This window comes from Tessaracoccus flavescens (genome assembly GCF_001998865.1).
In the GTDB taxonomy this organism is placed as follows: Bacteria; Actinomycetota; Actinomycetes; order Propionibacteriales; family Propionibacteriaceae; genus Arachnia; species Arachnia flavescens.
In genome coordinates this window covers 597446-621934 of the sequence record NZ_CP019607.1, presented here as the reverse complement: position 1 = coordinate 621934, position 24489 = coordinate 597446, and the positions used below count along the sequence as shown (strand labels likewise).

Annotated in this window: 34 protein-coding genes; 29 read left to right on the top strand and 5 right to left on the bottom strand. The window is 66.7% G+C overall.

Annotation, left to right across the window (positions count from 1 at the left end):
• The first annotated feature begins 263 nt into the window (after positions 1-263).
• From rpsJ to rpsQ, 11 genes are read left to right on the top strand one after another with little or no spacing between them, the layout of a single operon-like run.
• On the top strand, positions 264-575 hold the full coding sequence (gene rpsJ / locus BW733_RS03040) for a 30S ribosomal protein S10 (RefSeq protein WP_015071250.1): 312 nt from the start codon (positions 264-266) through the stop codon (positions 573-575).
• A gap of 11 nt (positions 576-586) precedes the next feature.
• Positions 587-1243, top strand: a complete 657-nt coding sequence (gene rplC / locus BW733_RS03035; RefSeq protein WP_077347793.1) for a 50S ribosomal protein L3 — start codon at positions 587-589, stop codon at positions 1241-1243.
• Positions 1240-2181, top strand: coding sequence for a 50S ribosomal protein L4, sunset domain variant (rplD, locus tag BW733_RS03030; protein ID WP_077347791.1), 942 nt, complete (start codon positions 1240-1242; stop codon positions 2179-2181). The genes rplC and rplD overlap by 4 nt, the downstream gene beginning before the upstream one ends.
• Positions 2178-2489 (top strand): 50S ribosomal protein L23, encoded by a 312-nt coding sequence (rplW, locus tag BW733_RS03025; protein ID WP_077347789.1) that lies wholly within the window; start codon positions 2178-2180, stop codon positions 2487-2489. The genes rplD and rplW overlap by 4 nt, the downstream gene beginning before the upstream one ends.
• A 33-nt stretch (positions 2490-2522) precedes the next feature.
• Entirely contained in the window at positions 2523-3359 is an 837-nt protein-coding gene (gene rplB / locus BW733_RS03020) for a 50S ribosomal protein L2 (protein ID WP_077347787.1), read from the top strand.
• 18 nt (positions 3360-3377) lie between these two features.
• Positions 3378-3659 carry a 30S ribosomal protein S19 gene (rpsS, locus tag BW733_RS03015; RefSeq protein ID WP_077347785.1) on the top strand — a complete coding sequence of 94 codons (282 nt, stop codon included), beginning with the start codon at positions 3378-3380 and terminating at the stop codon, positions 3657-3659.
• Between the two features lie 27 nt (positions 3660-3686).
• The gene (gene rplV, locus BW733_RS03010) at positions 3687-4088 is read left to right on the top strand and encodes a 50S ribosomal protein L22 (RefSeq protein ID WP_077347783.1); all 402 of its coding nucleotides are present in this window, start codon (positions 3687-3689) and stop codon (positions 4086-4088) included.
• A 2-nt stretch (positions 4089-4090) separates the two neighbouring features.
• Entirely contained in the window at positions 4091-4900 is an 810-nt protein-coding gene (gene rpsC, locus BW733_RS03005) for a 30S ribosomal protein S3 (protein ID WP_077347781.1), read from the top strand.
• Positions 4901-4903: 3 nt separating this feature from the next.
• Positions 4904-5323, top strand: a complete 420-nt coding sequence (gene rplP / locus BW733_RS03000) for a 50S ribosomal protein L16 (protein WP_077347779.1) — start codon at positions 4904-4906, stop codon at positions 5321-5323.
• Positions 5323-5556, top strand: a complete 234-nt coding sequence (gene rpmC / locus BW733_RS02995; protein ID WP_077347777.1) for a 50S ribosomal protein L29 — start codon at positions 5323-5325, stop codon at positions 5554-5556. The genes rplP and rpmC overlap by 1 nt, the downstream gene beginning before the upstream one ends.
• A 2-nt stretch (positions 5557-5558) precedes the next feature.
• Positions 5559-5837 (top strand): 30S ribosomal protein S17, encoded by a 279-nt coding sequence (rpsQ, locus tag BW733_RS02990; RefSeq protein WP_077347775.1) that lies wholly within the window; start codon positions 5559-5561, stop codon positions 5835-5837.
• Between the two features lie 95 nt (positions 5838-5932).
• On the opposite strand, the gene BW733_RS18160 is transcribed toward rpsQ, so the two are convergent.
• Positions 5933-6082, bottom strand: a complete 150-nt coding sequence (locus BW733_RS18160) for a hypothetical protein (RefSeq protein ID WP_161490114.1) — start codon at positions 6080-6082, stop codon at positions 5933-5935.
• On the opposite strand from BW733_RS18160, the gene BW733_RS19750 reads away from it, so the two are divergent.
• Positions 6069-6197 (top strand): hypothetical protein, encoded by a 129-nt coding sequence (locus BW733_RS19750; protein ID WP_257787457.1) that lies wholly within the window; start codon positions 6069-6071, stop codon positions 6195-6197. The genes BW733_RS18160 and BW733_RS19750 overlap by 14 nt on opposite strands.
• 2 nt (positions 6198-6199) lie before the next feature.
• Here the strand turns inward: BW733_RS19750 and BW733_RS02980 are convergent, their stop codons facing one another.
• Entirely contained in the window at positions 6200-6589 is a 390-nt protein-coding gene (locus BW733_RS02980) for a phage holin family protein (protein WP_077347771.1), read from the bottom strand.
• Between the two features lie 155 nt (positions 6590-6744).
• On the opposite strand from BW733_RS02980, the gene BW733_RS02975 reads away from it, so the two are divergent.
• The 17 genes from BW733_RS02975 to BW733_RS02895 all read left to right on the top strand — a co-directional run bounded on the left by BW733_RS02975 (position 6745) and on the right by BW733_RS02895 (position 20192).
• Positions 6745-10026, top strand: coding sequence for an ABC transporter ATP-binding protein/permease (locus BW733_RS02975; RefSeq protein ID WP_077352659.1), 3282 nt, complete (start codon positions 6745-6747; stop codon positions 10024-10026).
• 214 nt (positions 10027-10240) lie between these two features.
• Positions 10241-10609 (top strand): 50S ribosomal protein L14, encoded by a 369-nt coding sequence (rplN, locus tag BW733_RS02970; protein WP_077347769.1) that lies wholly within the window; start codon positions 10241-10243, stop codon positions 10607-10609.
• A gap of 1 nt (position 10610) precedes the next feature.
• Entirely contained in the window at positions 10611-10982 is a 372-nt protein-coding gene (gene rplX, locus BW733_RS02965; protein ID WP_077347767.1) for a 50S ribosomal protein L24, read from the top strand.
• Positions 10982-11608: a 50S ribosomal protein L5 gene (rplE, locus tag BW733_RS02960; RefSeq protein ID WP_077347765.1), complete on the top strand. Its 627-nt coding sequence runs from the start codon at positions 10982-10984 to the stop codon at positions 11606-11608. The genes rplX and rplE overlap by 1 nt, the downstream gene beginning before the upstream one ends.
• Positions 11609-11620: 12 nt before the next feature.
• Complete coding sequence (locus BW733_RS02955) at positions 11621-11806, top strand: type Z 30S ribosomal protein S14 (RefSeq protein ID WP_077347763.1); 186 nt, start codon at positions 11621-11623, stop codon at positions 11804-11806.
• A gap of 75 nt (positions 11807-11881) precedes the next feature.
• The gene (rpsH, locus tag BW733_RS02950) at positions 11882-12286 is read left to right on the top strand and encodes a 30S ribosomal protein S8 (protein ID WP_077347761.1); all 405 of its coding nucleotides are present in this window, start codon (positions 11882-11884) and stop codon (positions 12284-12286) included.
• Positions 12287-12313: 27 nt separating this feature from the next.
• Positions 12314-12856, top strand: a complete 543-nt coding sequence (rplF, locus tag BW733_RS02945) for a 50S ribosomal protein L6 (protein ID WP_077347759.1) — start codon at positions 12314-12316, stop codon at positions 12854-12856.
• Positions 12856-13239, top strand: coding sequence for a 50S ribosomal protein L18 (gene rplR / locus BW733_RS02940; protein WP_077347757.1), 384 nt, complete (start codon positions 12856-12858; stop codon positions 13237-13239). Before rplF ends, rplR begins: the two co-directional genes overlap by 1 nt.
• 20 nt (positions 13240-13259) lie before the next feature.
• Entirely contained in the window at positions 13260-13859 is a 600-nt protein-coding gene (gene rpsE, locus BW733_RS02935) for a 30S ribosomal protein S5 (RefSeq protein WP_077347755.1), read from the top strand.
• Positions 13859-14041, top strand: coding sequence for a 50S ribosomal protein L30 (gene rpmD, locus BW733_RS02930; protein WP_077347753.1), 183 nt, complete (start codon positions 13859-13861; stop codon positions 14039-14041). The genes rpsE and rpmD overlap by 1 nt, the downstream gene beginning before the upstream one ends.
• 2 nt (positions 14042-14043) lie before the next feature.
• Positions 14044-14484, top strand: coding sequence for a 50S ribosomal protein L15 (gene rplO, locus BW733_RS02925; RefSeq protein ID WP_077347751.1), 441 nt, complete (start codon positions 14044-14046; stop codon positions 14482-14484).
• Between the two features lie 180 nt (positions 14485-14664).
• Positions 14665-15978: a preprotein translocase subunit SecY gene (gene secY, locus BW733_RS02920; RefSeq protein ID WP_077347749.1), complete on the top strand. Its 1314-nt coding sequence runs from the start codon at positions 14665-14667 to the stop codon at positions 15976-15978.
• Positions 15975-16550: an adenylate kinase gene (locus BW733_RS02915; RefSeq protein ID WP_077347747.1), complete on the top strand. Its 576-nt coding sequence runs from the start codon at positions 15975-15977 to the stop codon at positions 16548-16550. Before secY ends, BW733_RS02915 begins: the two co-directional genes overlap by 4 nt.
• 9 nt (positions 16551-16559) lie before the next feature.
• Entirely contained in the window at positions 16560-17381 is an 822-nt protein-coding gene (map, locus tag BW733_RS02910) for a type I methionyl aminopeptidase (RefSeq protein ID WP_077347745.1), read from the top strand.
• 21 nt (positions 17382-17402) lie between these two features.
• On the top strand, positions 17403-17765 hold the full coding sequence (locus tag BW733_RS02905; protein WP_161490113.1) for a DUF1707 SHOCT-like domain-containing protein: 363 nt from the start codon (positions 17403-17405) through the stop codon (positions 17763-17765).
• Positions 17766-18049: 284 nt separating this feature from the next.
• Positions 18050-19006 carry a neutral zinc metallopeptidase gene (locus tag BW733_RS02900; RefSeq protein ID WP_161490112.1) on the top strand — a complete coding sequence of 319 codons (957 nt, stop codon included), beginning with the start codon at positions 18050-18052 and terminating at the stop codon, positions 19004-19006.
• A 10-nt stretch (positions 19007-19016) separates the two neighbouring features.
• Complete coding sequence (locus BW733_RS02895) at positions 19017-20192, top strand: neutral zinc metallopeptidase (RefSeq protein ID WP_077347739.1); 1176 nt, start codon at positions 19017-19019, stop codon at positions 20190-20192.
• Here BW733_RS02895 and BW733_RS02890 read toward each other — a convergent pair.
• The 3 genes from BW733_RS02890 to BW733_RS02880 form a co-directional block, all read right to left on the bottom strand.
• Complete coding sequence (locus BW733_RS02890; protein WP_077347737.1) at positions 20189-21997, bottom strand: glycoside hydrolase family 3 protein; 1809 nt, start codon at positions 21995-21997, stop codon at positions 20189-20191. The genes BW733_RS02895 and BW733_RS02890 overlap by 4 nt on opposite strands.
• A gap of 101 nt (positions 21998-22098) precedes the next feature.
• Positions 22099-23637: a glucoamylase family protein gene (locus BW733_RS02885; RefSeq protein WP_077347735.1), complete on the bottom strand. Its 1539-nt coding sequence runs from the start codon at positions 23635-23637 to the stop codon at positions 22099-22101.
• 20 nt (positions 23638-23657) lie between these two features.
• Positions 23658-24488 (bottom strand): carbohydrate ABC transporter permease, encoded by an 831-nt coding sequence (locus BW733_RS02880; RefSeq protein WP_077347733.1) that lies wholly within the window; start codon positions 24486-24488, stop codon positions 23658-23660.
• Position 24489: the final 1 nt, after the last annotated feature.

Here is a 24489-nt window from a genome sequence, read left to right as displayed (position 1 = left end):
ATTTGGTCACTGGCGGGGCTCGTGCCAGAATGGACCGGTTGCTCCGCGAGGGGTGCGAGGCGTGGAAGCGCCTGGCCGCCCCACGAGCGCGGCTCTTCTGCCCGGGCGCGGAATGAGGCCACCGTCCACGGCGAAAGCCAAGAGGAAGGCGGACTCACGTGCGGCGGCTAGTGCGACACTCCCGAGCGCGGGGGTCGGGGCGACAAGGGGTTTTACCCCGTAGGAACTTGAAATTTCCAAAGGGACGAGAAGAAGGAACGACTGTGGCTGGACAAAAGATCCGCATCAGGCTGCGGGCGTATGACCATGAGGTCATCGACAGCTCGGCGCGCAAGATCGTCGACACCGTGACTCGCACGGGTGCGAAGGTGGCCGGCCCGGTGCCGCTGCCGACGGAGAAGAACGTGTTCTGCGTTATCCGTTCGCCCCACAAGTACAAGGACAGCCGTGAGCATTTCGAGATGCGCACGCACAAGCGGCTGATCGACATCCTCGATCCGACGCCGAAGACGGTCGATTCGCTCATGCGTCTCGACCTGCCTGCCGGTGTTGACATCGAGATCAAGCTTCCGTGAGGTCTGCTGAAATGAGTGAACGAATTGTGAAGGGCATCCTGGGCACCAAGCTCGGCATGACCCAGCTCTGGGACGAGAACAACAAGGTCGTCCCTGTGACGGTCATCCAGGCCGGTCCCTGCGTCGTGACGCAGGTCCGCACCCCCGAGGTCGACGGCTACAACGCCGTGCAGCTCGGTTACGGTGCCGTGAAGGCCAAGAAGGTCACCAAGCCTGAGGCTGGTCACTTCTCCAAGGCTGACGTCACCCCCCGTAAGCACCTGGTCGAGCTCCGCACCGCTGATGCGTCGGAGTTCGAACTGGGCCAGGAGCTGACCGCCGAGGTCTTCGCCGGCGGCGACGTCGTCGACGTGACCGGCACCTCCAAGGGCAAGGGCACCGCCGGTGTCATGAAGCGCCACGGCTTCAAGGGCCTGCGCGCCTCGCACGGTGTGCACCGCAAGCACCGCTCGCCCGGCTCCATCGGTGGCTGCGCCACCCCCGGCAGGGTCTTCAAGGGCCTTCGCATGGCGGGTCGCATGGGCAATGACAAGGTCACCGTCCAGAACCTGAAGATTCACGCCGTCGACGCGGAGCGTGGCCTGCTGCTGGTGCGCGGCGCCATCCCCGGCAACACCGGTTCCCTCGTCGTCGTCCGCAGCGCAGCTAAGAAGGGTGACGCAGCATGAGCGATCTGACCGTTGACGTGATCGACGCCAAGGGCGAGAAGGCCGGCAAGGCCGAGCTGCCTGCGGAGCTGTTCGACGCGCAGACCAACATCCCCCTGATCCACCAGGTCGTCGTGGCCCAGCTGGCCGCCGCCCGTCAGGGCACGCACGACACCAAGACCCGCGGCGAGGTCCGCGGCGGTGGCATCAAGCCGTGGCGCCAGAAGGGCACCGGCCGTGCACGTCACGGTTCGCGTCGCTCGCCGATCTGGACCGGCGGTGGCGTCGTCCACGGCCCGACCCCGCGTGACTACTCGCAGCGCACCCCCAAGAAGATGATCGCCGCCGCTCTGCGTGGCGCTCTCTCGGACCGCGCCCGCGACGGCCAGGTGTTCGTGATCTCGGAGATCGTCTCGGGCGAGCAGCCCTCGACGAAGGCCGCGATCCAGAGCCTGACCAAGGTTGCCGGAGACATCAGCAAGGTGCTCGTCGTGCTCGACCGCTTCGAGGACGTCGCCTGGCTGAGCCTGCGCAACGCGGCCACCGTGCACGCCCTCGCCGTCGACCAGCTCAACACCTACGACGTGCTGGTCAACGAGAAGGTCGTGTTCACCTCGGCAGCGCTTGCCGCGTTCGTCGCCGGCCCCGCGACCGGTAAGTCGGTCAAGGCCGTCGCCACCGAGTCTGAGGCCGCCGCCGAGGCTCCCGCCGCCAAGGCCGCTCCGGCCAAGGAGGCTCCGGCCGATGAGGCCGAGACCGCCGAGGGCCAGTACCGCGGCGACAACCCGCCTGCCGGCTACGACATCAAGGGCAACGCCGATTCCGGCAAGTACCACACGCCCGAGTCGCCTTGGTACGGCCGCACCAAGGCTGAGGTCTGGTTCAACAGCACCGAGGCCGCCGAGGCTGCCGGGTTCGTCCCGGCCGTCGCCAACAACAACGAGGAGAAGGACAAGTGACGACTGCGCTGAAGATCCGCGATCATCGCGACGTCATCCTGCGTCCCGTGGTGAGCGAGAAGAGCTACAACCTGCTCGACGACGGCAAGTACACCTTCGTCGTCGCTCCCGACGCCAACAAGACCGAGATCAAGATCGCCATCGAGCAGATCTTCGGGGTCAAGGTCGCGTCCGTGAACACCCTCAACCGTCAGGGCAAGCGTCGTCGTACGCGCTACGGCTACGGCAAGAAGGCCGACACCAAGCGTGCGATCATCACCCTGGCCGAGGGCGAGAGCATCGACATCTTCGGGGGTCCGGTCGGCTGACCGGGAGCCTCTTAGAAGCAAGGAATTTGACTCATGGGTATCCGTAAGTACAAGCCGACTACGCCGGGCCGTCGTGGCTCGAGCGTGTCCGACTTCGTCGAGCTCACGCGCTCCACTCCGGAGAAGTCGCTGCTCGCACCGAAGACCAAGACCGGCGGTCGTAACAACACCGGCCGGATCACCACGCGCCACATCGGCGGCGGCCACAAGCAGGCCTACCGCATCATCGATTTCAAGCGCTACGACAAGGACGGCGTGCCGGCGAAGGTCGCTCACATCGAGTACGACCCCAACCGCACCGCCCGCATCGCGCTGCTGCACTACGCGGACGGCGAGAAGCGCTACATCATCGCCCCCAACGGGCTGACCCAGGGCACCGTCATCTCGGCGGGCGAGGGCTCCGACATCAAGCCGGGCAACAACCTCGAACTGCGTCAGATCCCCGTCGGCACCACGGTCCACGCCGTGGAGCTGCGTCCGGGTGGCGGTGCGAAGCTCGGCCGCTCGGCCGGGTCCGCGATCCAGCTCGTCGCCCGTGAAGGCAAGTACGCCACGCTGCGTCTGCCCTCCGGTGAGATGCGCATGGTCGACGTCCGCTGCCGCGCCACGATCGGCACGGTCGGCAACGCCGAGCAGTCGAACATCAACTGGGGCAAGGCCGGCCGTAACCGCTGGAAGGGCATCCGCCCGACCGTCCGCGGTGTCGTGATGAACCCCGTCGACCACCCGCACGGTGGTGGCGAGGGCCGCACGTCCGGTGGTCGTCACCCCGTGTCGCCGTGGGGCAAGCCCGAGGGCCGTACCCGCGACAAGAACAAGGCGAGCAACCGTCTTATCGTCCGTCGTCGCAAGACCGGCAAGAAGCGCTGATAGGGAGCCTGAGGAACAATGCCACGCAGCCTGAAGAAGGGCCCCTTCGTCGACGACCACCTGTTCAAGAAGGTGGAAGTTCAGAACGAAAAGGGCACCAAGAACGTCATCCGCACCTGGTCGCGCCGCTCGATGATCATCCCCGACATGCTGGGGCACACCATCGCGGTGCACGACGGTCGCAAGCATGTCCCGGTGTTCGTCACCGAGTCCATGATCGGTCACAAGCTGGGCGAGTTCGCTCCGACGCGTACCTTCAAGGGTCACGTGAAGGACGACAAGAAGGCCCGCCGCCGCTGAGGCGCGAGATAAGGAACTGATTCAACTATGAGCAACGAGAACGGCAACAGCCGTCGTCGCGAGGCCCTCCTGGGCGATCGCGACGGCTCGTACGCCATCGCGCGTCACGTCCGCATGAGCCCCACAAAGGTTCGTCGCGTCATCGACCTCGTCCGCGGCATGGACGTCAAGGACGCCCTTGTCGCCCTCAAGTTCGCCCCGCAGGCCGCTTCCGAGCCGGTCTACAAGGTCGTGGCCTCGGCCGTGGCCAACGCGGAGACGGCAGAGGGCATGCGCGCTGATGACCTGTACATTTCCAAGGCGTTCGTCGACGAGGGTGTCACCCTCCGACGGATCCGCCCCCGGGCCAAGGGATCGGCCAGCCGCATCCTGAAGCGCGGCTCGCACATCACCGTGGTCGTCGAACCTCGCGAGACGAAGGGAGCCTGACAATGGGCCAGAAGATCAACCCGAACGGCTTCCGCCTCGGCATCACCACCGACCACACCTCCCGTTGGTACAGCGACAAGCAGTACTCGCAGTACGTCGGTGAGGATGTCAAGATCCGTGAGTACCTGACCAAGACTCTCGAGCGCGCAGGCATCTCGTCCATCGAGATCGAGCGTCGCTCCGAGCGCGTGACCATCTTCCTGCACGCCGCCCGCCCGGGCATCGTCATCGGACGCAACGGCGCCGAGGCGGAGCGCGTCCGCGCCGAGCTCGAGAAGCTCACCGGGAAGCAGGTTCAGCTGAACATCCTCGAGGTCAAGAACCCCGAGATCGACGCTCAGCTGGTCGCCCAGGGCATCGCCGAGCAGCTCGGCGCCCGTGTCGCCTTCCGTCGCGCCATGCGCAAGGCCCAGCAGACCGCCATGCGTGCGGGCGCCAAGGGTATCCGCATCAAGTGCTCCGGTCGTCTCGGCGGCGCGGAGATGTCGCGCTCCGAGGGTTACCGTGACGGCCAGGTGCCGCTGCACACCCTCCGCGCCGACATCGACTACGGCTTCTACGAGGCCCGCACCACCTTCGGCCGCATCGGCGTCAAGGTGTGGATCTACAAGGGAGACGTGGCAGGCACCCGCGCCGAGCGTGCAGCCCAGAAGGCCGCCCGCAACAACGCGCCGTCCGGTCGTCAGCGTCCGGGCCGTCGTCCGGCCCGCGGTGACCGTGGAGATCGTCCCGAGCGCGGCGGTCGCCGTCGCGCCGACGCAGCCCAGGCCGAGGCCCCGGCTGCGCCCGCAACTGAGAACGCAGGAGCATAAGTCATGCTGATTCCTCGTCGAGTTAAGTTCCGTAAGCAGCACCACCCCAAGCGGGACGGCGCTGCCAAGGGCGGCACGAAGCTGGCCTTCGGCGACTACGGCATCCAGTCGCTGGAGTCCTCCTACCTGACCAACCGTCAGATCGAGGCAGCCCGTATCGCCATGACCCGTCACATCAAGCGTGGCGGTAAGGTCTGGATCAACGTGTACCCGGACCGCCCCCTTACCAAGAAGCCGGCCGAGACCCGCATGGGTTCCGGCAAGGGCTCGCCCGAGTGGTGGGTCGCCAACATCAAGCCCGGACGCGTCCTGTTCGAGCTCTCCGGCGTCCCCGAGGACGTTGCCCGCGAGGCAATGCGTCTGGCCATCCACAAGCTGCCCTTCAAGGCACGCTTCATCAAGCGCGAAGCAGGTGACAACTGATGAGTAAGTCTCTCGCCGCACACGACCTTCGTGGTCTGTCGCGTGATCAGCTCAACGCAAAGGTCGTTGAGCTGAAGGAGGAACTGTTCGGTCTTCGCTTCCAGGCGGCCACCGGCCAGCTGGAGTCGAGCAGCCGTCTGCGCAACGTGCGTAAGGACATCGCCCGCATCTACACCGTGCTGCAGGAGCGCAACCTCGGCATCGTGGACGAGCCCGCCGTTGAGGAGAAGTGAACATGAGCGAAGAGATCACCACCACTGAAGAGCGCAACCGTCGCAAGGTCCTCCAGGGCGTTGTCGTGTCCGACAAGATGGACAAGACGATCGTCGTGCTGGTCGAAGACCGCGTGAAGCACCCGCTCTACGGCAAGGTCATGACCAAGTCGGAGCGCCTGAAGGCCCACGACGAGAGCAACGAAGCCGGCATCGGCGACCGCGTTCGCGTGATGGAGACCCGGCCGCTGTCGGCGCAGAAGCGCTGGCGCCTGGTCGAGATCATCGAGCGCGCCAAGTAAGGCACCTTTTCGAGCGGCCCGTCCCTTTCAGGGGCGGGCCGCTTCGTCGTGTCGTGGGCTGACGCTCGTGGACGCGAGTCCGGACCCCCGCAGCACTACGGCTCAGGCAGTCGGGGCGAGCCCGACGGAGCCACGGCGGGCCAGTTCGACGGGGAGGCGGACCTCGGCGGCGCCTCAGCGCCGGAGATCTGCGCGAGCAGCGCGTCGACCGCGGCCTTTGCCTTCGCCGGAATGTCCTGGCGCACCGGCGTGTTCCTCGCGCCGCCCTCCATCGCCACCCTGACGCCGGTCGCGCTCTTCCTCGCCTTCCAGCGCCTGTTCCTGAGCGGAGCCGGGCTCGGCGGGGCTGTGAAGGGCTGAGCTCAGCTGCGCGACTTCTCCTTGTCGACGTTCAGCAGGCCGCCGAGCAGCGAGCCGACGATCGAGATCACGATCGAGCCGAACAGGGCGGGCCAGAAACCGTCGACGTGGAAGCCGAGACCGAACTGGGTCGAGAGCCAGGAGGTAAGCAGCAGCATCAGGGCGTTGATCACGAGCAGGAACAACCCGAGCGTCAGCACGACGAGGCAGGTGCTCACGACCGTGACGACGGGCTTGACGATGGCGTTGACGACTCCGAAGATCAGGGCGACCACGAGCAGCGTGATCACCTTGTCGCTCGTGTCGGCCGCGGTGAGATCGATGCCCGGGATGAGCCAGACGGCGGCGGCGGTGGCGATGGCGGTGACGATAAGCCTGGTGAGGAACTTCATGCGTCCAGCATGCCAGCCGGCCAGTGGCTGCACCACAGGGGACGGCCCTGAGTCAACCCCCATCCGGGGCCCGACCGTTGGCCTCCGGGGGCCCGACGTAGGATTGCGTGGGCTCAGCCGACCCGGACCCGCGAGCCGAAGAGAGGGGGTACCAGGTGCTGCAACTCAGCGAGGTGCGCAAGTCCTACACGACGGGCGACTTCACGCAGATCGCGCTCGATGACGTGTCGATCAGCTTCCGCGACAACGAGTTCGTGGCCATCCTCGGTCCCTCCGGTTCGGGCAAGACCACCCTGCTCAATGTCGTCGGCGGCCTCGACCACTACGACTCGGGAAACCTCGTCATCGACGGCGTGGAGACCTCCCGCTACCGCGACCGTGACTGGGACACCTACCGCAACAACCGGATCGGGTTCGTCTTCCAGAGCTACAACCTGATCCCGCACCAGACTGTGCTCGCCAACGTCGAGCTGGCCCTCACCCTCGCGGGCGTCTCGCCCGCGGAACGCAGGCGACGGGCGGTCGAGGCGCTCGAGCAGGTGGGCCTCGGCGACCACGTCCACAAGCGACCGAACCAGCTGTCAGGCGGGCAGATGCAGCGCGTCGCCATCGCCCGCGCGCTGATCAACGACCCGGAGATCCTGCTCGCGGACGAGCCGACCGGTGCGCTCGACTCGCACACAAGCGTCCAGATCATGGGCTTGCTGACCAGCATCGCCCAGGACCGGCTTGTCATCATGGTCACCCACAATCCGGAGCTGGCCGAGGAGTACGCGACCCGGATCGTGCAGCTTCGCGACGGCGTCGTGTCCTCAGACAGCGACCCGTTCGTCCCCGATGACGCCGCCCAGGAGGAGAGATCGCAGGCACGGCGCACCTCGATGTCCTTCCTGACGGCGATCGCCCTGTCGTTCAACAACCTGATGACGAAGAAGGGTCGCACCCTGATGACGTCGTTCGCGGGCAGCATCGGCATCATCGGGATCGCCGCCATCCTCGCCCTCGCCAACGGCGTCAACGCCTACATCAAGGGGGTCGAGGAGGACACCCTCTCGATGTACCCGCTCGCCATCGAGAGCCAGGGGTTCGACATCGGCTCGATGCTCGCCGCCTCTGCCGGGCTGATGGACGGCGGCTCCGATGAAGGCAGCACGCCCGAGGGTGACGTGCACGAGGTGCAACTGCTCTCCACCATGTTCGACGGCATCGGCACCAATGACCTCCGCTCGCTGAAGACCTACCTCGACGGCGACGGGGGAGGGATCGACTCATCGGTCAACTCGATCCAGTACTCCTATGACGTCACGCCGCAGATCTTCGCCTCCGACGTCAGCGCCGGGGTGCGCCAGGTCAACCCCGACACCACCATGTCCTCGCTCGGCCTCGCACCCTCGGGGGCTGGGGGATCGCTGCTCGGCTCGGCGGGAAGCTCGAGCGTCTTCTCCGAACTCGTCGACGACCTCTCCCTCGTCGACACCCAGTACGACGTCAAGGCGGGCCGCTGGCCGACCGGCCCCGATGAGACCGTCGTCGTGCTCAGCAACAACGCAGGCATCTCCGACCTCGCGCTCTACGCCATGGGCCTTCGCGACTCCGCCGAACTCGACGAGATGGTCAGGCAGGTCGTCAACGAAGAGGAGGTGAGCACCCCTGAAGAGGCGCTCGGCTTCAGCTACGACGAGGTGATGGACGTCACCTTCCGCCTGATCGCCGCGACCGACCGCTACCGCTACGACGAGCAGTACGGCGTCTGGACCGACCGAAGTGGCGACGCCGCGCACATGAGAAGCCTCGTCGAGGCGGGGGAGACGTTGCGGGTGGTCGGGGTCGTCCAGCCCAACGGGGACAACTCGGTGCTGCGGCCCGGCATCTACTACACCTCGGCGCTCACCCGGCAGCTGATGGAGCGGGCGGCGGAGACCGAGATCGTGCGAAGCCAGCTCGAACACCGCGACGTGAACGTCTTCTCGGGCCGCAGCTTTGCCGAGGACGAGGCCAACCCGGAGGAACTCGACCTTGCCTCCCTGATCACCGTCGACGAGGCGGCCATCGAGAAGGCGTTCGTCTTCGACGAGTCGAAGCTCCAGCTCGACCTCGGCGGACTCGACGACCTCTCGATGCCCGAGATCGAGCTCGACCCCTCCGCGATGCCGGAGCTGGACCTTTCCGCTGTCATGGGCGACATCGACCTGACCACCCTCGTGCGCCCACCGGACAACCTCGAGGCCGACGCGGGCCAGGCGGGTGCGGTGGTGGCCGGGCTGCTCCAGGGCTACCTGGACTTCACCACGGCAGCGGGGGCCGACCCTGCGGACACCGCGACCAACTTCCCAGCCTTCCTCGCCTCTCCCAAGGCGGCCCGGCTGCTCACCGCGACCGATCCCACCGCTGAGCCGGGCCTCGTCACGCGGTTCGTCACGGGCTACCTCGCCCACGCCACCGCCAACGGGCTCGAGGTGGCCGACGTCGGGGCAGGCATGCAGGACTTTCTCGCCTCCGACGCGGGGCAGGCGCTCCAGAGCGAGGCCATGGGGCTGATCGACACCTCCAGCCTCGAGGCGCAACTGCAGGGCGCCATCACCGGGTACATGGAGGAGGTGATGGCCACCTACATGGGGGAGGTGAGCAGCCAGATCGGTGACGCACTGCAGACCCAGATCACGGCGGCCCTCGAGGACTCCATGAGCCAGCTCACCGAGCAGATGAGCGAAGCCATGAGCATCGATGAGGATGCCTTCACCGAGGCCTTCTCCCTGAACAAGAACCAGGAGGAGCTGACCCAGCTGCTCATGTCGATGGCCACCACCGAGCTCAACTCGGTGGAGTCGAACCTCCGCAAGCTCGGCTACGCCGACCCGGCCGACCCCTCCACCATCGAGATCTACCCGGTGGACTTCGAGGGAAAGGGGCGCGTCATCGAGATCCTCGACTCGTACAACGAGCGCATGCGCTCCGACGGCGCCGAGGACAAGGTGATCAACTACACCGACCTGGTCGGCGCGCTGATGGGATCGGTCACCGACATCGTCAACATGGTCAGCTACGTCCTCGTCGCGTTCGTCGCGATCTCGCTGATCGTCTCGTCGATCATGATCGGCGTGATCACCTACATCTCCGTGCTCGAGCGCAAGAAGGAGATCGGCATCCTGCGCTCGATCGGCGCGAGCAAGCGCGACATCCGGCGCGTCTTCAACGCCGAGACCCTGATCGTCGGCTTCGTGGCCGGCGCGCTCGGCGTCGGCATCACCTTCCTGCTCACCATCCCGGCCAACGCCATCGTCTACTCGAACTTCGACATCGAGAACGTGGCCCGGCTGCCATGGCAGGCCGCGATCGTGCTCGTGCTTATCTCGATGGCGCTGACCTCGCTCGCGGGCCTGATCCCTGCCTCGGCTGCCTCGCGCAAGGACCCGGTCGAGGCCCTGCGCAGCGAGTGACGCCGACGCCTGTCACCGCGATTTTCCCGCTCAGGTCCCGTGGGATAGACTGTCCAAGTTGTCTTGGGTCTGTGCCCCTTCGGGGGGACCTTTCCCGGGCGACGACCGTGGCCCCCTCTCCCTCGAGCTGGGGGTTGCCTTCTGGCAAAATCCAGGAGGTTCGTTTCTAGTTCCACAAGGCCTTTCATCGGAACCGGTGGAGCAAGGAGAAGTAATGATCCAGCAGGAGTCGCGGCTTAAGGTCGCCGACAACACTGGTGCGAAGGAAATCCTCTGCATCCGTGTTCTCGGTGGATCCAAGCGTCGCTATGCCTACCTCGGTGACACCATTGTCGCCACCGTCAAGGATGCCATCCCTGGCGGCAACGTGAAGAAGGGCGATGTGGTCAAGGCCGTCGTCGTCCGCACCAAGAAGGAGCGTCGCCGCGCCGACGGTTCCTACATCAAGTTCGACGAGAACGCGGCTGTCATCCTGAAGAGCGACGGGGAGCCCCGCGGCACCCGCATCTTCGGCCCCGTCGCCCGTGAGCTCCGCGAGAAGCGCTTCATGCGCATCGTCTCGCTCGCACCGGAGGTGATCTGACATGGCAGGCCTCAACATCAAGAAGGGTGACCGCGTTCTGGTCATCTCGGGCAAGGACAAGGGTGTGACCGGAGAGGTCATCTCCGTCGACCCGGCCAACGAGCGTGTCACCGTCCAGGGCGTGAACCTGGTCAAGAAGCACCGCCGCGAGTCGCAGACCGCCACCGGCCGCAAGGTCGAGGGCGGGATCATCAACGTCGAGGCCCCGATCCACGTGAGCAACGTCTCGCTGGTGGTCAAGGTCGACGGCAAGGAAGTTCCCACCCGTGTCGGCTACAAGCGCGTCGAGGTGACCAAGCGTCGTCCCGACGGTTCCGAGTACAAGGCCGAGCGCTCCGTGCGCATCGCCCGCAAGACCGGTGAGGAGATCTGATGAGCGAGACCTCGACCACCACGATGCCCCGTCTCAAGTCCAAGTACCGCGAGACGATCGTTCCTGCCCTGCAGGAAGAGTTCAGCTACGACAACGTCATGCAGATCCCCGGTCTCACCAAGATCGTGGTCAACATGGGTGTCGGCGAGGCTGCGCGCGACTCGAAGATCATCGAGGGCGCGATCAAGGACCTCACCGCGATCACCGGCCAGAAGCCGTCGGTCACGAAGGCCCGCAAGTCGATCGCACAGTTCAAGCTGCGTGAGGGCCAGCCCATCGGCTGTCACGTCACGCTGCGTGGCGATCGCATGTGGGAGTTCGCCGACCGTCTCCTGACGCTGGCGCTGCCGCGTATCCGCGACTTCCGTGGCCTCAACGGCCGCCAGTTCGACGGCAACGGCAACTACACCTTCGGTCTGTCCGAGCAGGTCGTGTTCCTTGAGATCGATCAGGACAAGATCGACCGCGTGCGCGGCATGGACATCACGTTCGTCACCTCCGCCGACAACGACGAGGAGGGTCGCGCGCTGCTCAAGCACCTCGGCTTCCCCTTCAAGGCTGTCGACGACCCGAAGAAGCAGAAGGCCAAGCGCGGCCCCGCTTACTACGCCAAGAAGAAGAAGTGAGGCGATTAGTCCATGGCTAAGACAGCACTCAAGGTCAAGCAGTCCCGCAAGCCGAAGTTCGGTGTGCGCGCCTACACGCGCTGCCAGAAGTGCGGTCGACCCCACTCGGTCTACCGCAAGTTCGGTCTGTGCCGCATCTGCCTGCGCGACATGGCCCACGCTGGGGAACTCCCCGGTGTGACCAAGTCGTCCTGGTGACCCGACCCCGCATTCCATTCAACTGACACCAGGTCCGGGTTCCGGAAACCGGTGTAAGAAAAGAGGCAACAAGTCATGACGATGACTGATCCGATCGCAGACATGCTCACGCGTCTGCGCAACGCCAACCAGGCGTTCCTGGATTCCACGTCCATGCCGTCATCGAAGATCAAGGTCGGTATCGCCGAGATCCTCAAGGCCAACGGCTACATCGCCGATTACGAGCTCACCGAGGTCGAGGGTCAGGTCGGCAAGGTTCTGAAGCTGACGCTCAAGTACGGCGAGTCGCGCGAGCGCTCGATAGTCGGCATCCGCCGCATCAGCAAGCCGGGCCTTCGCGTCTACGCGAAGTCCAACGAGCTCCCCAAGGTGCTCAACGGCCTCGGCATCGCGATCATCTCGACGTCGCACGGTCTGCTGACTGACCGCGACGCCAAGTCCAAGTCCGTGGGCGGCGAAGTGCTCGCCTACGTCTGGTGATCCGGCGAAGGTAAGGAGAAACACAAAATGTCACGAATTGGCAGGCTCCCCATCGCCATTCCGTCCGGTGTGGACGTCAAGCTCGACGGCCAGAAGGTCGACGTCAAGGGCCCGAAGGGCACCCTGACGCTCACCGTCGCTGAGCCGATCACCATCGCCAAGGGCGAAGACGGCCAGCTGCAGGTTTCGCGCCCGAACGACGAGCGCGAGTCGCGTTCGCTGCACGGCCTGACCCGCACCCTTGTCAACAACATGATGCTCGGCGTCACCGAGGGCTACGAGAAGAAGCTCGAGATCGTCGGCGTCGGTTACCGCGTGATCTCCAAGGGTCCGAAGCAGCTCGAGTTCGCGCTCGGCTTCTCGCACCCGGTGATCGTGGACGCGCCTGAGGGCATCGAGTTCATTGTCGAGACCCCCACCCGTTTCTCGGTCAAGGGCATCGACAAGCAGCTTGTCGGCGAGACCGCGGCCAACATCCGCAAGATTCGCAAGCCCGAGCCGTACAAGGGCAAGGGCGTCCGCTACGCGGGCGAGCACGTCCGCCGCAAGGCTGGAAAGGCTGGTAAGTAATGGCCATCTCGATCAAGCACACCAAGTCGCTTGCTCCGAAGACCGCTTCACGCGCACGTCGTCAGCTGCGTGCACGCAAGAAGATCAACGGCTCGGCCGACCGTCCCCGCCTTGTCGTCACCCGCTCGTCGCGCCACCTGTTCGTTCAGGTGATCGACGACAAGCAGGGCAAGACGCTCGCCTCCGCCTCGACGATGGAGGCCGACCTGCGTTCGGCCGACGGAGACAAGTCGGAGAAGGCCCGCAAGGTCGGTTCCATGATCGCCGAGCGTGCCAAGGCCGCCGGTGTCGAGCAGGTCGTCTTCGACCGTGCAGGTAACAAGTACCACGGGCGGATCGCGGCCCTGGCCGACGCCGCCCGCGAGGCCGGGCTCGGCTTCTAACACGACGAAAGGAATTCACGATGAGTGAAACCCAGCAGCGCCGTTCCGGCGCGGGTGAGCGTCGTGGCCGTGACGATCGTCGTGGCCAGGCTCAGAAGGAAGAAAGCAAGTACCTCGAGCGCGTGGTGAGCATCAACCGCGTCGCCAAGGTCGTCCAGGGTGGTCGTCGCTTCAGCTTCACCGCGCTGGTCGTCGTCGGCGACGGCGAGGGTATGGTCGGCATCGGCTACGGCAAGGCGAAGGAGGTGCCGGCCGCCATCGCCAAGGGCGTTGAAGAGGCCAAGAAGCACTTCTTCCGCGTTCCGCTGATCCAGCGCACCATCCCGCACTCGGTCGAAGGTGAGAAGGCCGGCGGCGTCGTGCTGCTGCGTCCGGCTTCGCCCGGTACCGGTGTCATCGCAGGCGGCTCCGCGCGTGCGGTGCTCGAGTGCGCCGGCGTCCACGACGTCCTGTCGAAGTCGCTCGGTTCCTCGAACGCCATCAACGTGGTGCACGCCACCGTTGACGCGCTCAAGCAGCTCGAGACCCCCGAGGCTGTCGCTCAGCGTCGCGGTCTGCCCGTCGAAGACGTGGCCCCCGCCGCCCTGCTGCGCGCAGCAAAGGAAGAGGTGGCCAAGTAATGGCAGAGCTCAAGATCACCCAGTCAAAGTCTGGGGTGGGCGGCAAGCAGTACCAGCGTGACACGCTGCGTACCCTCGGCCTCAAGCGGATCGGTGACACCGTGACGCGCGAGGACCGTCCCGAGGTCCGTGGCATGATCCGCACGGTTGCCCATCTCGTTACCGTGGAAGAGGTGAAGTGACCATGTCGCTCAAGCTGCACCATCTGCGTCCCGCCCCCGGCGCCAAGACCGAGAAGACTCGTGTCGGCCGTGGTGAGGGTTCGAAGGGTAAGACCGCGGGTCGCGGTACCAAGGGCACCGGCGCGCGCAAGAACGTTCCTCAGAACTTCGAGGGCGGCCAGATGCCGATCCACATGCGCCTGCCGAAGCTCAAGGGCTTCAAGAACCCGTTCCGGGTGGAATACCAGGTCGTCAACGTCGGTCGCATCGCCGAGCTCTTCCCGAAGGGTGGCGACGTCACCGTCGCCGACCTCGTGGAGGCCGGCGCCGTGCGTGACGGTTCGCTCGTCAAGGTGCTCGGCACCGGTGACGTGTCCGTCGCGCTGAAGGTGAGCGCCAACGCGTTCTCCAACTCCGCAAAGGAGAAGCTGGAGGCCGCTGGCGGTTCCGCCAACGCGATCTGATCAGCAAGATCTGAAGGGGTGGGTCCGGTTCTCCGGCCCCACCCTTTCGCATGCCCGCCCGTCCGGCGCTCACTGAGACTGGGAAGGGAGTTTTGGTGGTGGGGGAGTGCTTGGTAGGCTGCGGTGGTTGCCGTGCCTCGCACGTCGCCGTGTCATGTCACTAGTCGAAAGTAGTCTTGGATGCTCTCCGCTCTCGCTAACGCGTTGAAGACACCGGACCTTCGCAAGAAGCTCCTCTTCACGTTGGGCATCGTCGCCGTGTTCCGACTTGGCTCGTCGATCCCGACGCCGAACGTGAACATGGCCAGGATCGACCAGTGTGTCGCGATCGCCAGCACCGGCGACCAGGCAGGCATCTACAACATCGTGAACCTGTTCTCGGGTGGCGCGCTGCTGCAGCTGACCATCTTCGCGCTCGGCATCATGCCCTACATCACGAGCTCGATCATCCTGCAGCTGCTCACCGTCGTGATCCCGCGCCTCGAGGCGCTGAAGAAGGAGGGTGCCTCCGGCACCGCCAAGATCACCGAGTACACGCGCTACCTGACGCTGGTCCTCGCCGTGCTCAACGCCACCGCGTTCGTCACCATGGCTCGCACCGGCCAGCTCCTGCAGGGCTGTGACGGCATCCTCTACTCGCAGGAGCTGTTCCCGCTGATCACCATGATCCTCATCATGACTGCGGGCACCGCGATCATCATGTGGATGGGTGAGCTCATCACCGAGCGCGGCGTCGGCAACGGCATGTCGATCATGATCTTCACCCAGATCGCCGCCAGCTTCCCCGCCGGCCTCTGGTCCATCAAGCAGGGCCATCCCGGCGTCACCGGCTGGGTGCTGTTCTTCGTCGTGATCGGCATCGGCCTGCTCGTGATGCTCGGCATCATCTTTGTCGAGCAGGGTCAGCGTCGCATCCCCGTCCAGTACGCCAAGCGCATGGTCGGCCGTCGCCTCGTCGGTGGTTCCACCACCTACATCCCGCTGAAGGTCAACCAGTCCGGCGTCATCCCGGTCATTTTCGCCTCGTCGATCATGTACCTCCCTGTCCTCTACGCGACCTTCCGGCCCGAGGGCGCCGTGTCGCAGTGGATCACCGCGAACTTCACCGGCACCGGGGTCTACTCCTGGGTCTACAGCCTCGTGCAGTTCGTCCTCATCATCGCCTTCTCCTACTTCTACGTGTCCATCACCTTCAACCCTGAAGAGGTCGCGGACAACATGAAGAAGTACGGCGGCTTCATCCCAGGCATCCGCCCAGGCAAGCCCACCGAGCGGTACCTCTCGTACGTTCTGTCGCGCCTGACCGCCCCGGGCTCCCTGTACCTGGCCGTGATCGCCCTGATCCCGACCATCGCATTCATGGCCGTCGGCGCGCAGCAGAACTTCCCATTCGGCGGCACCTCGATCCTGATCATCGTCGGCGTCGGTCTTGACACGGTCAAGAAGATCGAGAGCCAGCTCCAGCAACGCAACTACGAGGGCTTCCTGAAGTGAAACTTCTGATCATGGGAGCGCCTGGTGCCGGGAAGGGCACGCAGGCGACTGCCTTGGCCGAGCGCTACGGCGTACCGGCGATCTCCACCGGTGAGATCTTCCGGTACAACATCAAGAACCAGACGCCGCTCGGCGTCAAGGTGAAGGCGATCATCGACGCGGGCGAGTACGTCCCCGACGATGTGACCGAGGAGATCGTCGCCTCACGGCTCGCGGAGCCCGACTGCGAGCCGGGCTTCCTGCTCGACGGCTTCCCGCGGACCATGCACCAGGTGCACTTCCTCGACCGCTACCTCTCCGAGCGCGGCGAGAAGCTCGACGCCGTCGTGTCCCTGATGGTGGAGCCGGAGGCGCTGGTGCAGCGACTGCTCGACCGCGCCGAGATCGAGGGCCGCGCCGACGACAACGAGGACACCATCCGTCGCCGGATGGAGGTCTACGCCGGCCAGACGGCGCCGCTGCTGTCCCACTATGAGCGCGGCGGCCTCCTGGTCGAGGTGGAGGGCACCGGAACCGTCGAGGACGTGCGCCAGCGCATGTTCGACCTGGTCGACGCCCACGTCAAGGCCTGAGCCCCCGGCATGAGCCACATCGAGATCAAGTCGAGCGACGAGATCCGCCTGATGCGGGCCGCAGGGCTCGTCGTCGCGAAGGGTCTCGAGGCGATGTGCGGCGCCGCTGCGGTAGGCGTGACCACCCGGGAGCTCGACGCGATCGGCCGCGAGATCCTGGCAGCCAACGGGGCCACCTCGTCGTTCCTCGGCTACGGGGCCGAGTACGGCACGCCGTTCCCGGGCGTCGCCTGCATCTCCGTCAACGACGAACTCGTCCACGGCATCCCTGGCGAGCGGGTGCTCGCCGACGGTGACGTCGTCTCCATCGACTTCGGCGCCATCGTGAAGGGCTGGCACGCAGACGCGGCCCGCACGATCATCGTCGGCACCCCCGACCCGGCAGACGTCGCCCTGATCGAGGCGACCAGGCAGGCCTTCTGGGCGGGCGCGCGCACCACGCACGAGGGCAGCCGGGTCGGCGACGTATCAAAGGCCATCGAGGGCTACGTCAAGTCGCTGCCTGTGCGCTACGGGACGCTGCGCGAGTACACCGGGCACGGCATCGGCACCGAGATGCACATGAGTCCCGACGTGCCGAACTGGTACCGGCCGCGGCCGACGCCCCGGCTCCGGCCAGGCATGGCGATCGCCATCGAGCCGATGCTCACCACCGGCACGCACCAGACCCTCGAACTCGACGACGACTGGACGGTGGTCAGCCGCGACGGCTCCCGTGGATCGCACTGGGAGAACACCGTCGCCGTCACCCCCGGCGGGGCATGGGTGCTCACGGAGCCCGACGGCGGGGCCTCGCTGCTCGGCGCGAACTTCGCTCCGCTGGCTGACTGACGCTGACCTATGATGGGTGGCATGGCGCTGCCCCCGAGTTCCAAGTACCTGCAACGTTCCGCCGACACCGTCGATGATGCCGAACGCGAGTCGTTGACCCAGCGCCTCAACGCGGCCTTCGCAGACGGCAGGATCACCCACGACCAGTACGCCGAGGCGATGGATGTTGTCTACGCGGCGCGCTCCCTGGGTGACCTGGTGCCGGTGATCGAGCAGCTGCCCGCGGCGGCGGACAACACCCCGGCCATCGTGCAGCAGGGCAACCTGCCCGCCGGCGAGGTCACCCAGTCGCGCAACCTCGCCCCCATGGGGTTGGCGGTCGCGGGCGTCGGCGTGGTGCTGATCGCGATCATCGCGATCCTCGTCGCCGTCCTGATCTTCTGATCCTGTGAGCAGGTAAGGTAACCCTGCTGGACGGAGGGTTAGGAGGCTCAGCGATGCAGAACTGGTCGCACCAGGCCGATGATGCACCCCCTCCGGCGGCTCCCGGACCCTCTCTGGACCGGCCACCGCCGCCCAACGCGCCCCCGCCCGTCTCGGGTATCCAGTGGGGCGCTCCGCCGCAGAACCCGCCGGGCAGGCCGCCCGCCTGGGTCCCTCCGCCCCCCTCCTCGCACCAGCGACTCGCCTGGCAGCCTGCACCCCCGGAGCCGGGCCCGACCGTCGCGATGCGCGTCGGCATCCTCGCCACCGCGGTGCTGGTCGTCGCCGCCGTGATCACAGTCGGGCTCGTCGTGGCCGACAGGCGCGGCCGGGAGAGCGTCGAGCCACCGCCGAGCACCCCGACCGTCGCGCCGACGCCCACGCCGTCGATGGAGCGGACCTGGACGCCCTCGCCGCGGCCGACCCCCACACCCTCGCCGACAACCGTGCCGAGCGTCACCGTCGCCGCCGATCCCGGCGCGCGCTCATGGGAGCTGCCACCCATGACGTGGCCCGCGCTGCCTGCCCCCGACCCTGACTCGCCGCTGTACGCCGCCCAGGTCACCCCGCTCGACGCCCTGCCGCCAGTGACGCTCACCGGATGCCCGGAGCCGGCGACGACGCCGACCGAGGAGGAGTGGAAGGCCGCCGTCAGCGCCCAGTGGTCGTGCCTGCACGCAGCCTGGGTCCCCGTCTACGAGCAGCTCGGCTGGTCGGTGACCGAACCGGAGGTGCTGTTCTACCCGGGAAGCGGCTCGAACAGCGAGTGCGGATACCTGTCGGCCCCGGCCTTCTACTGTTCGGCGGGGGAGGGGAAGGTGTACTTCGGGCAGGAGCACTTCGAGATGGCCACGGCCTGGGACCTTTCGATCAACGAGATGGTCAACCACGAGTACGGGCACCACCTCCAGAAGCTCGCAGGGATCACCGCGACGAAGCTGAGCCTCGGAGGCGACAGCGAGAGCGAGCGCCGCGCCGAACTGCAGGCGACGTGCTGGTCGGCGATGCAGACCTGGCACAACCGGTCGTTCGAGTTCGACGAGGCCGACCTGGCATCCTGGAACCAGCGCCTGGAGACCATGCGCGAGGACGGGGTTCACGGTTCGCGGGCCTCGCTGACGAGCTGGGGCACCCGAGGGCTCTACGCGAAGACCGTTGGCGACTGCAACACGTGGGTCGCCACGGCCGAGGACGTTTCATGAGGAGGAACGCGTGACGCAGGGCAACTGGCCCGGACCGCAGGGACACCCCCAGTGGAACCGTCCCGGACAGGGCTGGAACCAGCCGCAGGGGTGGCAGAACCCGCAGGCTCCCGCGCAGTGGGGGCAGCCCTGGCGGGCCCCCGGCCCCCAGCAGGGGTTGCAGCAGCAGGGCTATCAGCAGCAGGGCTATCAGCAGCCACCGGGCTTCCAGCAGGGATTCCAGCCGGGTTACCCTCCACCCCAGTGGAGGCCGCCGAAGAAGCGCTCCGGCTTCGGTGGGGTGTTGTTCGTGATCTTCGCCGTTGTCGTGTGCCTCGTGATCGGAGCGCAGGTCTACCGCGCGGTCACCGAGGCGGAGTCGGTGCGCACCGAGCGACCCTCGGAGCCTGTGGTGACGCCGCCCGAGGAGCCGAGCCCGGAACCGCTCGACCCGGACGAGGTCAGCGGGGAGCCCACCACCGTCCAGCCGGAGGGCCTCCCGGAGCGCCAGTGGGACGCCCTGCTCCCACCCGACTCGACCGACCCCGAATGGATGACGCTGCAGCAGAGCCCTCTGTACGCCATGGAGGTGCCGGTGATCGACGGGTGCCCCGACCTCGAGCTGGCCGCGAACCTGACCGACCTGGAACGGATCGCCACCGCACAGATGGACTGCCTGCAGGCGGCCTACCGCCCGATCCTGGAAGAGCTCGGCTACGACTCGAGCGAGATCCCGATCTACTTCTACGAGGGAAGAAGCGTCGACACCCCCTGCGGTGAGGTGGCGGCCCCCGCGCTGTACTGCTCGGCCCAGGGCGGCGCCATCTACTTCGGTGAGGACGCCCTCAACGGGGCGAGCTGGGTCGACTTCGGCACCAAGGACGTCGCGGGGCACGAGTACGGCCACCACCTGCAGGCGAAGGCAGGCCTGTTCCACGCCGAGTACGCGGTCGGCGCGGACAACGAGACGGCCAGGCGGATCGAGTTGCAGGCCACCTGCTGGGGCTATGCGTCCCTTTCGCACGACACCTCGGTCGACATCGACGAGCGCAAGTTCGAGGAGTTCGAGCCCTTCCTGCGGGCGCTGATCGAGGACGGCATCCACGGCTCGAAGGACTCAAACGCGTACTGGGGCATCCGGGGCCTGTACTCGGGGACCCTCGGCAACTGCAACACCTGGACCGCCGCCTCGGCCGACGTCGACTAGCTGGCGCGGAAGCCCGCGGGAAACAGCGGGTCCTCGATGCCGACCCGGTCCTCGGGGTGCGCCCGCACGTCGTCCATCGACCGCGGAAGGTCGAAGGGCAGCCTTCCGACGGCCTCGACCTCACCGGTGAGCGCATCGACCAGCGCCTCGTCGCTCGTGCCGTAGTCGGCGACGAGCACGTCGGCGACCTCCAGCAGCCCGGTCACGACGGCGGGCCGGTCGAGGAAGACGTCGAGGACGAGCCTGCAGTGACGAGCGATCCTGGCCAGGCGCCAGGCGAGACCCGGGGGGAAGTCGAGCGATCCCTGATGGAACCATGACTCGAGAAACAGGTCGTCGCGGGGTTCGAAGGGTGCCTGCAGACGGATCACCGCCACGTCGGCGTCCTCGGGGCGGTCGACCACCTCGCCGAGCCGTGACGCTGCCGCCCGGTCAAGCCCCTCGACGTAGACCCTGCCAGCGGTGACGGGAAGGCTTCCCTTCAACACGGTGACCGACGCCGACTGCGCGCGAAGACCCTCGGCGTGCGAGGCCCGCTCGCCCAGCACTTCTGCGGCCTTCTCCTCATCCACATAGGGATCGTCGAACAGGCCGAGTTCGAACTTGACCCGGAGCAGGCGCCCGACCGACTCGTCGATCCTCGCCTCGCTGACCCGGCCGTCCGCGACGAGGCCGGCGAGGATCTCGACGCACTCCTCGCCACCCAACTGGTCACACCCCGCCTCGAGCAGCAACTGCATCCGACCGGCCGGGTCGAGATCCTCGACCCCCCAGGCACGGGCGGGCAGCACCTGGTCGCCGACGTGGTTGTCGTTTACCAGTTCCCAGTCGGAGAGCACGACACCACCGAAGCCGAGCTCGCCGCGCAGCAGGTCGGTGATGATCGCCCGGTTGTAGCCGAAGCCCACCTCGTCCGCCTCGATCCCGCGCAGCGTCAGGCCGATCGGCTTGGAGTAGTACGGCATCACGGCGCTGACCCCTGCGGCGATGGCTGCGGGGAAGGGCGAGAGGTGGGCCTCCTGGCTACCGCTGGGGTAGACCGCCTCCGCGCCGTAGGGGAAGTGGGAGTCCTCACCGTCCTTGACCGCGCCGCCACCGGGGAAGTGCTTGGCGGTGCAGGCGACGGAGTCGCGACCCAGGCATGGACCCTGCATGCCCTCGATGTAGGCGGTGCCGAGCTCGGCGACGAGGGCGGGGTCCTGGCCGAAGGTCTGTGCCTGCCTCGCCCACCGGGGTTCGGTCGCCAGATCCAGCGTCGGGTGGAGCGCGGCCCGGATGCCGACGGCGAGGTACTCGCGGCGCGCGGTGTCGGCGAAGCGTCGCACGAGGCCCGGGTCGCGCAGGGCCGCGAGCCCCAGCATCTCGGGCCACTGGGAGAAGCTGCCCGCGGAGAAGCTGGCGCCCGCGTTCTCGGCGAAGGAATGCCGCGGATCGCTCGAGATCGTGACGGGGATGCCGTGCGGTGTCGTCTCCGCCAGCGCCTGGACGGCGTTGTACCATCGCGCCGCCGCGCGTGGCTCCCCGAGGTGGTGCACGTTGAAGTGGTTGAGCAGCTTCGAGGTGACGACCTCGGCCGTCCCGGACTTGGAGATGGCGCCCGGCCCGGCGAGCACCGATCCGTCCGCTCCGGCCTCGATGACGGTGTGGAACATCAGGCCGATCTTCTCGGGCAGGCTGAGCCTGCCGATCAGGTCGGAGACCCGTTCGTCGACGTCGAGGCGGGGATCCTCGTAGGGGTCGAGCCGGGAGTTGCCGTTGAGGTCGCGGTAGGCGAGGCCGTCGGGTGTGATGCGCTGGGTGAGCACGGCGGATCCAATCGTGGAAGGTGGCGGGCTCCGGGGCGTCCGGGCCCGACGGTGGCAGGGTGCCCGGGCCGGTGGCGAGGTTCCACCGGCCCGGGATCCGATCAGCCGACGGGGGCGAACTCCTCTGGCTCGATGACGTGGCGCAGGTGCGCCTCGACCTCGCCCTTGACGAAGTAGCGCCGCAGGTTCCCGCCCGTGAGGACGTTGCCGAGGGCACCGAGGATCATCGCCTGATCGAGCGACAGGTGCCTTCGGGCGACCTGTCCGGAGCCGGTGGCGACGGCGTCGTAGAAGCCTCCCGGTCCGTAGGCGTCGAAGTCCCGTTCGATCTTCGCGAGGTTGGTGAACGACCCTGCGGGATCGTGCATCATCGCGAGGAAGGCCGCGTGCGGCGTCACGACGCCGTCACCGAAGACCGGATCGGGGTTCGTGCGGGCGCTGTAGTCCGTGCGCTCGACGTCGGAGAAGTAGCCCTCGGGGTTCAGGCCGAGCGCGTCGACGCCCCACTCGCTGTACCCTCCCGCCGGATGGCTGGCCGGGGAGAAGCCCCAGTAGCCGTACTCCCGGAGGCCGTGCTCCCGCTGCACCGCGACGTGGCGGGGATGATTCCTGCCCCACGAGTTCGGCGCCCAGTCCTCCTCGGGGACGAACACGTTCGGCATCAGCTCCTCGAACATCGAGCCGCCCCAGCCCGGCACCGTCAGGCGGCCGAGGTAGTCGTAGGCGCCCTCGTAGACGTCGACCCCGAGATAGGTGTGCCATTCGCCGACAGGGATGGACTCCTGCCAGTCCCAGTCCGGCGGGAAGGTGCGCCACGCCTGGTAGTACGACTCCGGCGGGATCTGGCGCTTCGCGATACCGAGGTAGGTGGTGATCCTCGTCTCGGAGACGATCGTGTCGTAGTGGTGGTCGCGGGTGTACCAGACCTCGCGGCCCTCGCCGATCAGGTCGCGCGCGATCGTCGGGGGAGGGCTGGTCAGCCTCGTCGGCTCCTCAAGGTAGTAGCCGCCGTAGTTGAGATAGGGCTTGGAGAAGGTCGGGTCGGCGAAGACGTCGAAGCGCATCCTGGCGAACAGTTCGCCCGCCAGCTTCGAGGTGCCACGGTCACCGTTGCGGACGACGAGCAGCGCGGCGCCGAGCCAGGCGGCGTCGATGCTGCTGACGAACGGCACGACCGGGTTGCCGTCGTCGGGCCACTCGTGCACGACGGATCCGTCGCGCGGGTCGTACCAGTTGAAGAACATGCCCGCACCGTCGTGGTGTTCCATCGTGCGGAGAGTCCGCAGCGTCTGCCGGATCCGGTTGTTCGCCTCCCCGGGCGTGATGATCCTGAGGTCGCGCGCGACGAGCGTGCTCCACAGGTAGCCGCCCAGGTTGGTGGGGGAGGTGTAGTGGGCGTTGGTCCTGAGATCGCCCGTGATGTTGTCGGAGATGAGCCCGGTGCGGGGATCGGTCATCGCGACCATCGAGCGCCACGTGTCCTTCGCCCACCGCATGAGCGTTGCGCGGTCGGTCCCCTCCGGTACCGGAACGGGGTGGCGTGGGTCGGCCGAGGCGAACCCCGGAAGGCTCGCAAGCGCCGCGGCGGTGACGCCGCCTGCGAGCGCGGTTCTTCTGCTGATCTGGAATGGGCTGGACATGCTGCCTCCTTCTGGCAGGGTTACTTGATTCCTGTGGTGGCGATTCCCTGGATGAAGCGCCGCTGGAAAATCAGGAAGACCACGAGCACCGGAAGCACGACGACGGTCGCGCCTGCCATCAGGAGCCCGTACTCGGTCTGGTTCTGCCCCGTCGAGTAGAGGGCGAGGGCGACAGGAAGGGTGTAGGTGTCGTTGGTCTGCGCGACCACAAGCGGCCACAGGAAGTTGTTCCAGCTGCCGAGGAAGGTCAGGATGCCGAGCGTCGCCATCGCCGGGCCGAGCAGGGGCAGGATGATCCGGGCGAAGATCTTCAGTTCTCCCGCGCCGTCGATCCTCGCCGCCTCGACGAGGTCCTTCGGCAGCCCCATGATGAACTGCCGCATCAGGAACACGCCGAAGGGGCCGACGAGGAACGGCAGGATCAGGCCGGGGAGGGTGTTGACCAGCCCCATGTTGGCCACCAGCACGAACAGGGGAACGAAGGTGACGACGCCTGGAATCATCAGGGTCGCCATGATCAGGCCGAAGACGAGCTTCTTCCCCCGGAAGTTCAGCATGGCGAGCGCGTAGCCGACCATCGAACAGAACAGCAGGTTGCCAACGGTCACCGCGACGGCCACGAGGGTCGAGTTGAGGAAGTAGGTGTCGAAGGAGAGCCTGCTGAACAGGGAGGTGAAGTTCTCGAGCGTCGGATTCTCAGGAAGCCACGTCGGCGGCACCTTCCGCAGTTCCGAACTGGTCTTGAACGCGCCGAGCACCATCCACACGAAGGGCGTCACCACGACGATCAGCGCGACGCTCAGGATGAGGTACAGCCACCAGCGGCGGCGCAGTCCGTTGTCCTGGAACATG

What these genes read in the sequence shown, in the direction of transcription:
- rplC (WP_077347793.1), top strand. Translation starts at nt 587, where the DNA reads ATGAGTGAACGAATTGTGAAGGGCATCCTGGGCACCAAGCTCGGCATG.
- rplD (WP_077347791.1), top strand. Translation starts at nt 1,240, where the DNA reads ATGAGCGATCTGACCGTTGACGTGATCGACGCCAAGGGCGAGAAGGCC.
- rplB (WP_077347787.1), top strand. Translation starts at nt 2,523, where the DNA reads ATGGGTATCCGTAAGTACAAGCCGACTACGCCGGGCCGTCGTGGCTCG.
- rpsS (WP_077347785.1), top strand. Translation starts at nt 3,378, where the DNA reads ATGCCACGCAGCCTGAAGAAGGGCCCCTTCGTCGACGACCACCTGTTC.
- rplV (WP_077347783.1), top strand. Translation starts at nt 3,687, where the DNA reads ATGAGCAACGAGAACGGCAACAGCCGTCGTCGCGAGGCCCTCCTGGGC.
- rpsC (WP_077347781.1), top strand. Translation starts at nt 4,091, where the DNA reads ATGGGCCAGAAGATCAACCCGAACGGCTTCCGCCTCGGCATCACCACC.
- rplP (WP_077347779.1), top strand. Translation starts at nt 4,904, where the DNA reads ATGCTGATTCCTCGTCGAGTTAAGTTCCGTAAGCAGCACCACCCCAAG.
- rpmC (WP_077347777.1), top strand. Translation starts at nt 5,323, where the DNA reads ATGAGTAAGTCTCTCGCCGCACACGACCTTCGTGGTCTGTCGCGTGAT.
- rpsQ (WP_077347775.1), top strand. Translation starts at nt 5,559, where the DNA reads ATGAGCGAAGAGATCACCACCACTGAAGAGCGCAACCGTCGCAAGGTC.
- BW733_RS19750 (WP_257787457.1), top strand. Translation starts at nt 6,069, where the DNA reads ATGTCCTGGCGCACCGGCGTGTTCCTCGCGCCGCCCTCCATCGCCACC.
- BW733_RS02980 (WP_077347771.1), bottom strand. Translation starts at nt 6,589, where the DNA reads ATGAAGTTCCTCACCAGGCTTATCGTCACCGCCATCGCCACCGCCGCC.
- rplN (WP_077347769.1), top strand. Translation starts at nt 10,241, where the DNA reads ATGATCCAGCAGGAGTCGCGGCTTAAGGTCGCCGACAACACTGGTGCG.
- rplX (WP_077347767.1), top strand. Translation starts at nt 10,611, where the DNA reads ATGGCAGGCCTCAACATCAAGAAGGGTGACCGCGTTCTGGTCATCTCG.
- rplE (WP_077347765.1), top strand. Translation starts at nt 10,982, where the DNA reads ATGAGCGAGACCTCGACCACCACGATGCCCCGTCTCAAGTCCAAGTAC.
- BW733_RS02955 (WP_077347763.1), top strand. Translation starts at nt 11,621, where the DNA reads ATGGCTAAGACAGCACTCAAGGTCAAGCAGTCCCGCAAGCCGAAGTTC.
- rpsH (WP_077347761.1), top strand. Translation starts at nt 11,882, where the DNA reads ATGACGATGACTGATCCGATCGCAGACATGCTCACGCGTCTGCGCAAC.
- rplF (WP_077347759.1), top strand. Translation starts at nt 12,314, where the DNA reads ATGTCACGAATTGGCAGGCTCCCCATCGCCATTCCGTCCGGTGTGGAC.
- rplR (WP_077347757.1), top strand. Translation starts at nt 12,856, where the DNA reads ATGGCCATCTCGATCAAGCACACCAAGTCGCTTGCTCCGAAGACCGCT.
- rpsE (WP_077347755.1), top strand. Translation starts at nt 13,260, where the DNA reads ATGAGTGAAACCCAGCAGCGCCGTTCCGGCGCGGGTGAGCGTCGTGGC.
- rpmD (WP_077347753.1), top strand. Translation starts at nt 13,859, where the DNA reads ATGGCAGAGCTCAAGATCACCCAGTCAAAGTCTGGGGTGGGCGGCAAG.
- rplO (WP_077347751.1), top strand. Translation starts at nt 14,044, where the DNA reads ATGTCGCTCAAGCTGCACCATCTGCGTCCCGCCCCCGGCGCCAAGACC.
- secY (WP_077347749.1), top strand. Translation starts at nt 14,665, where the DNA reads ATGCTCTCCGCTCTCGCTAACGCGTTGAAGACACCGGACCTTCGCAAG.
- map (WP_077347745.1), top strand. Translation starts at nt 16,560, where the DNA reads ATGAGCCACATCGAGATCAAGTCGAGCGACGAGATCCGCCTGATGCGG.
- BW733_RS02905 (WP_161490113.1), top strand. Translation starts at nt 17,403, where the DNA reads ATGGCGCTGCCCCCGAGTTCCAAGTACCTGCAACGTTCCGCCGACACC.
- BW733_RS02900 (WP_161490112.1), top strand. Translation starts at nt 18,050, where the DNA reads ATGCGCGTCGGCATCCTCGCCACCGCGGTGCTGGTCGTCGCCGCCGTG.
- BW733_RS02885 (WP_077347735.1), bottom strand. Translation starts at nt 23,637, where the DNA reads ATGTCCAGCCCATTCCAGATCAGCAGAAGAACCGCGCTCGCAGGCGGC.
- BW733_RS02880 (WP_077347733.1), bottom strand. Translation starts at nt 24,488, where the DNA reads ATGTTCCAGGACAACGGACTGCGCCGCCGCTGGTGGCTGTACCTCATC.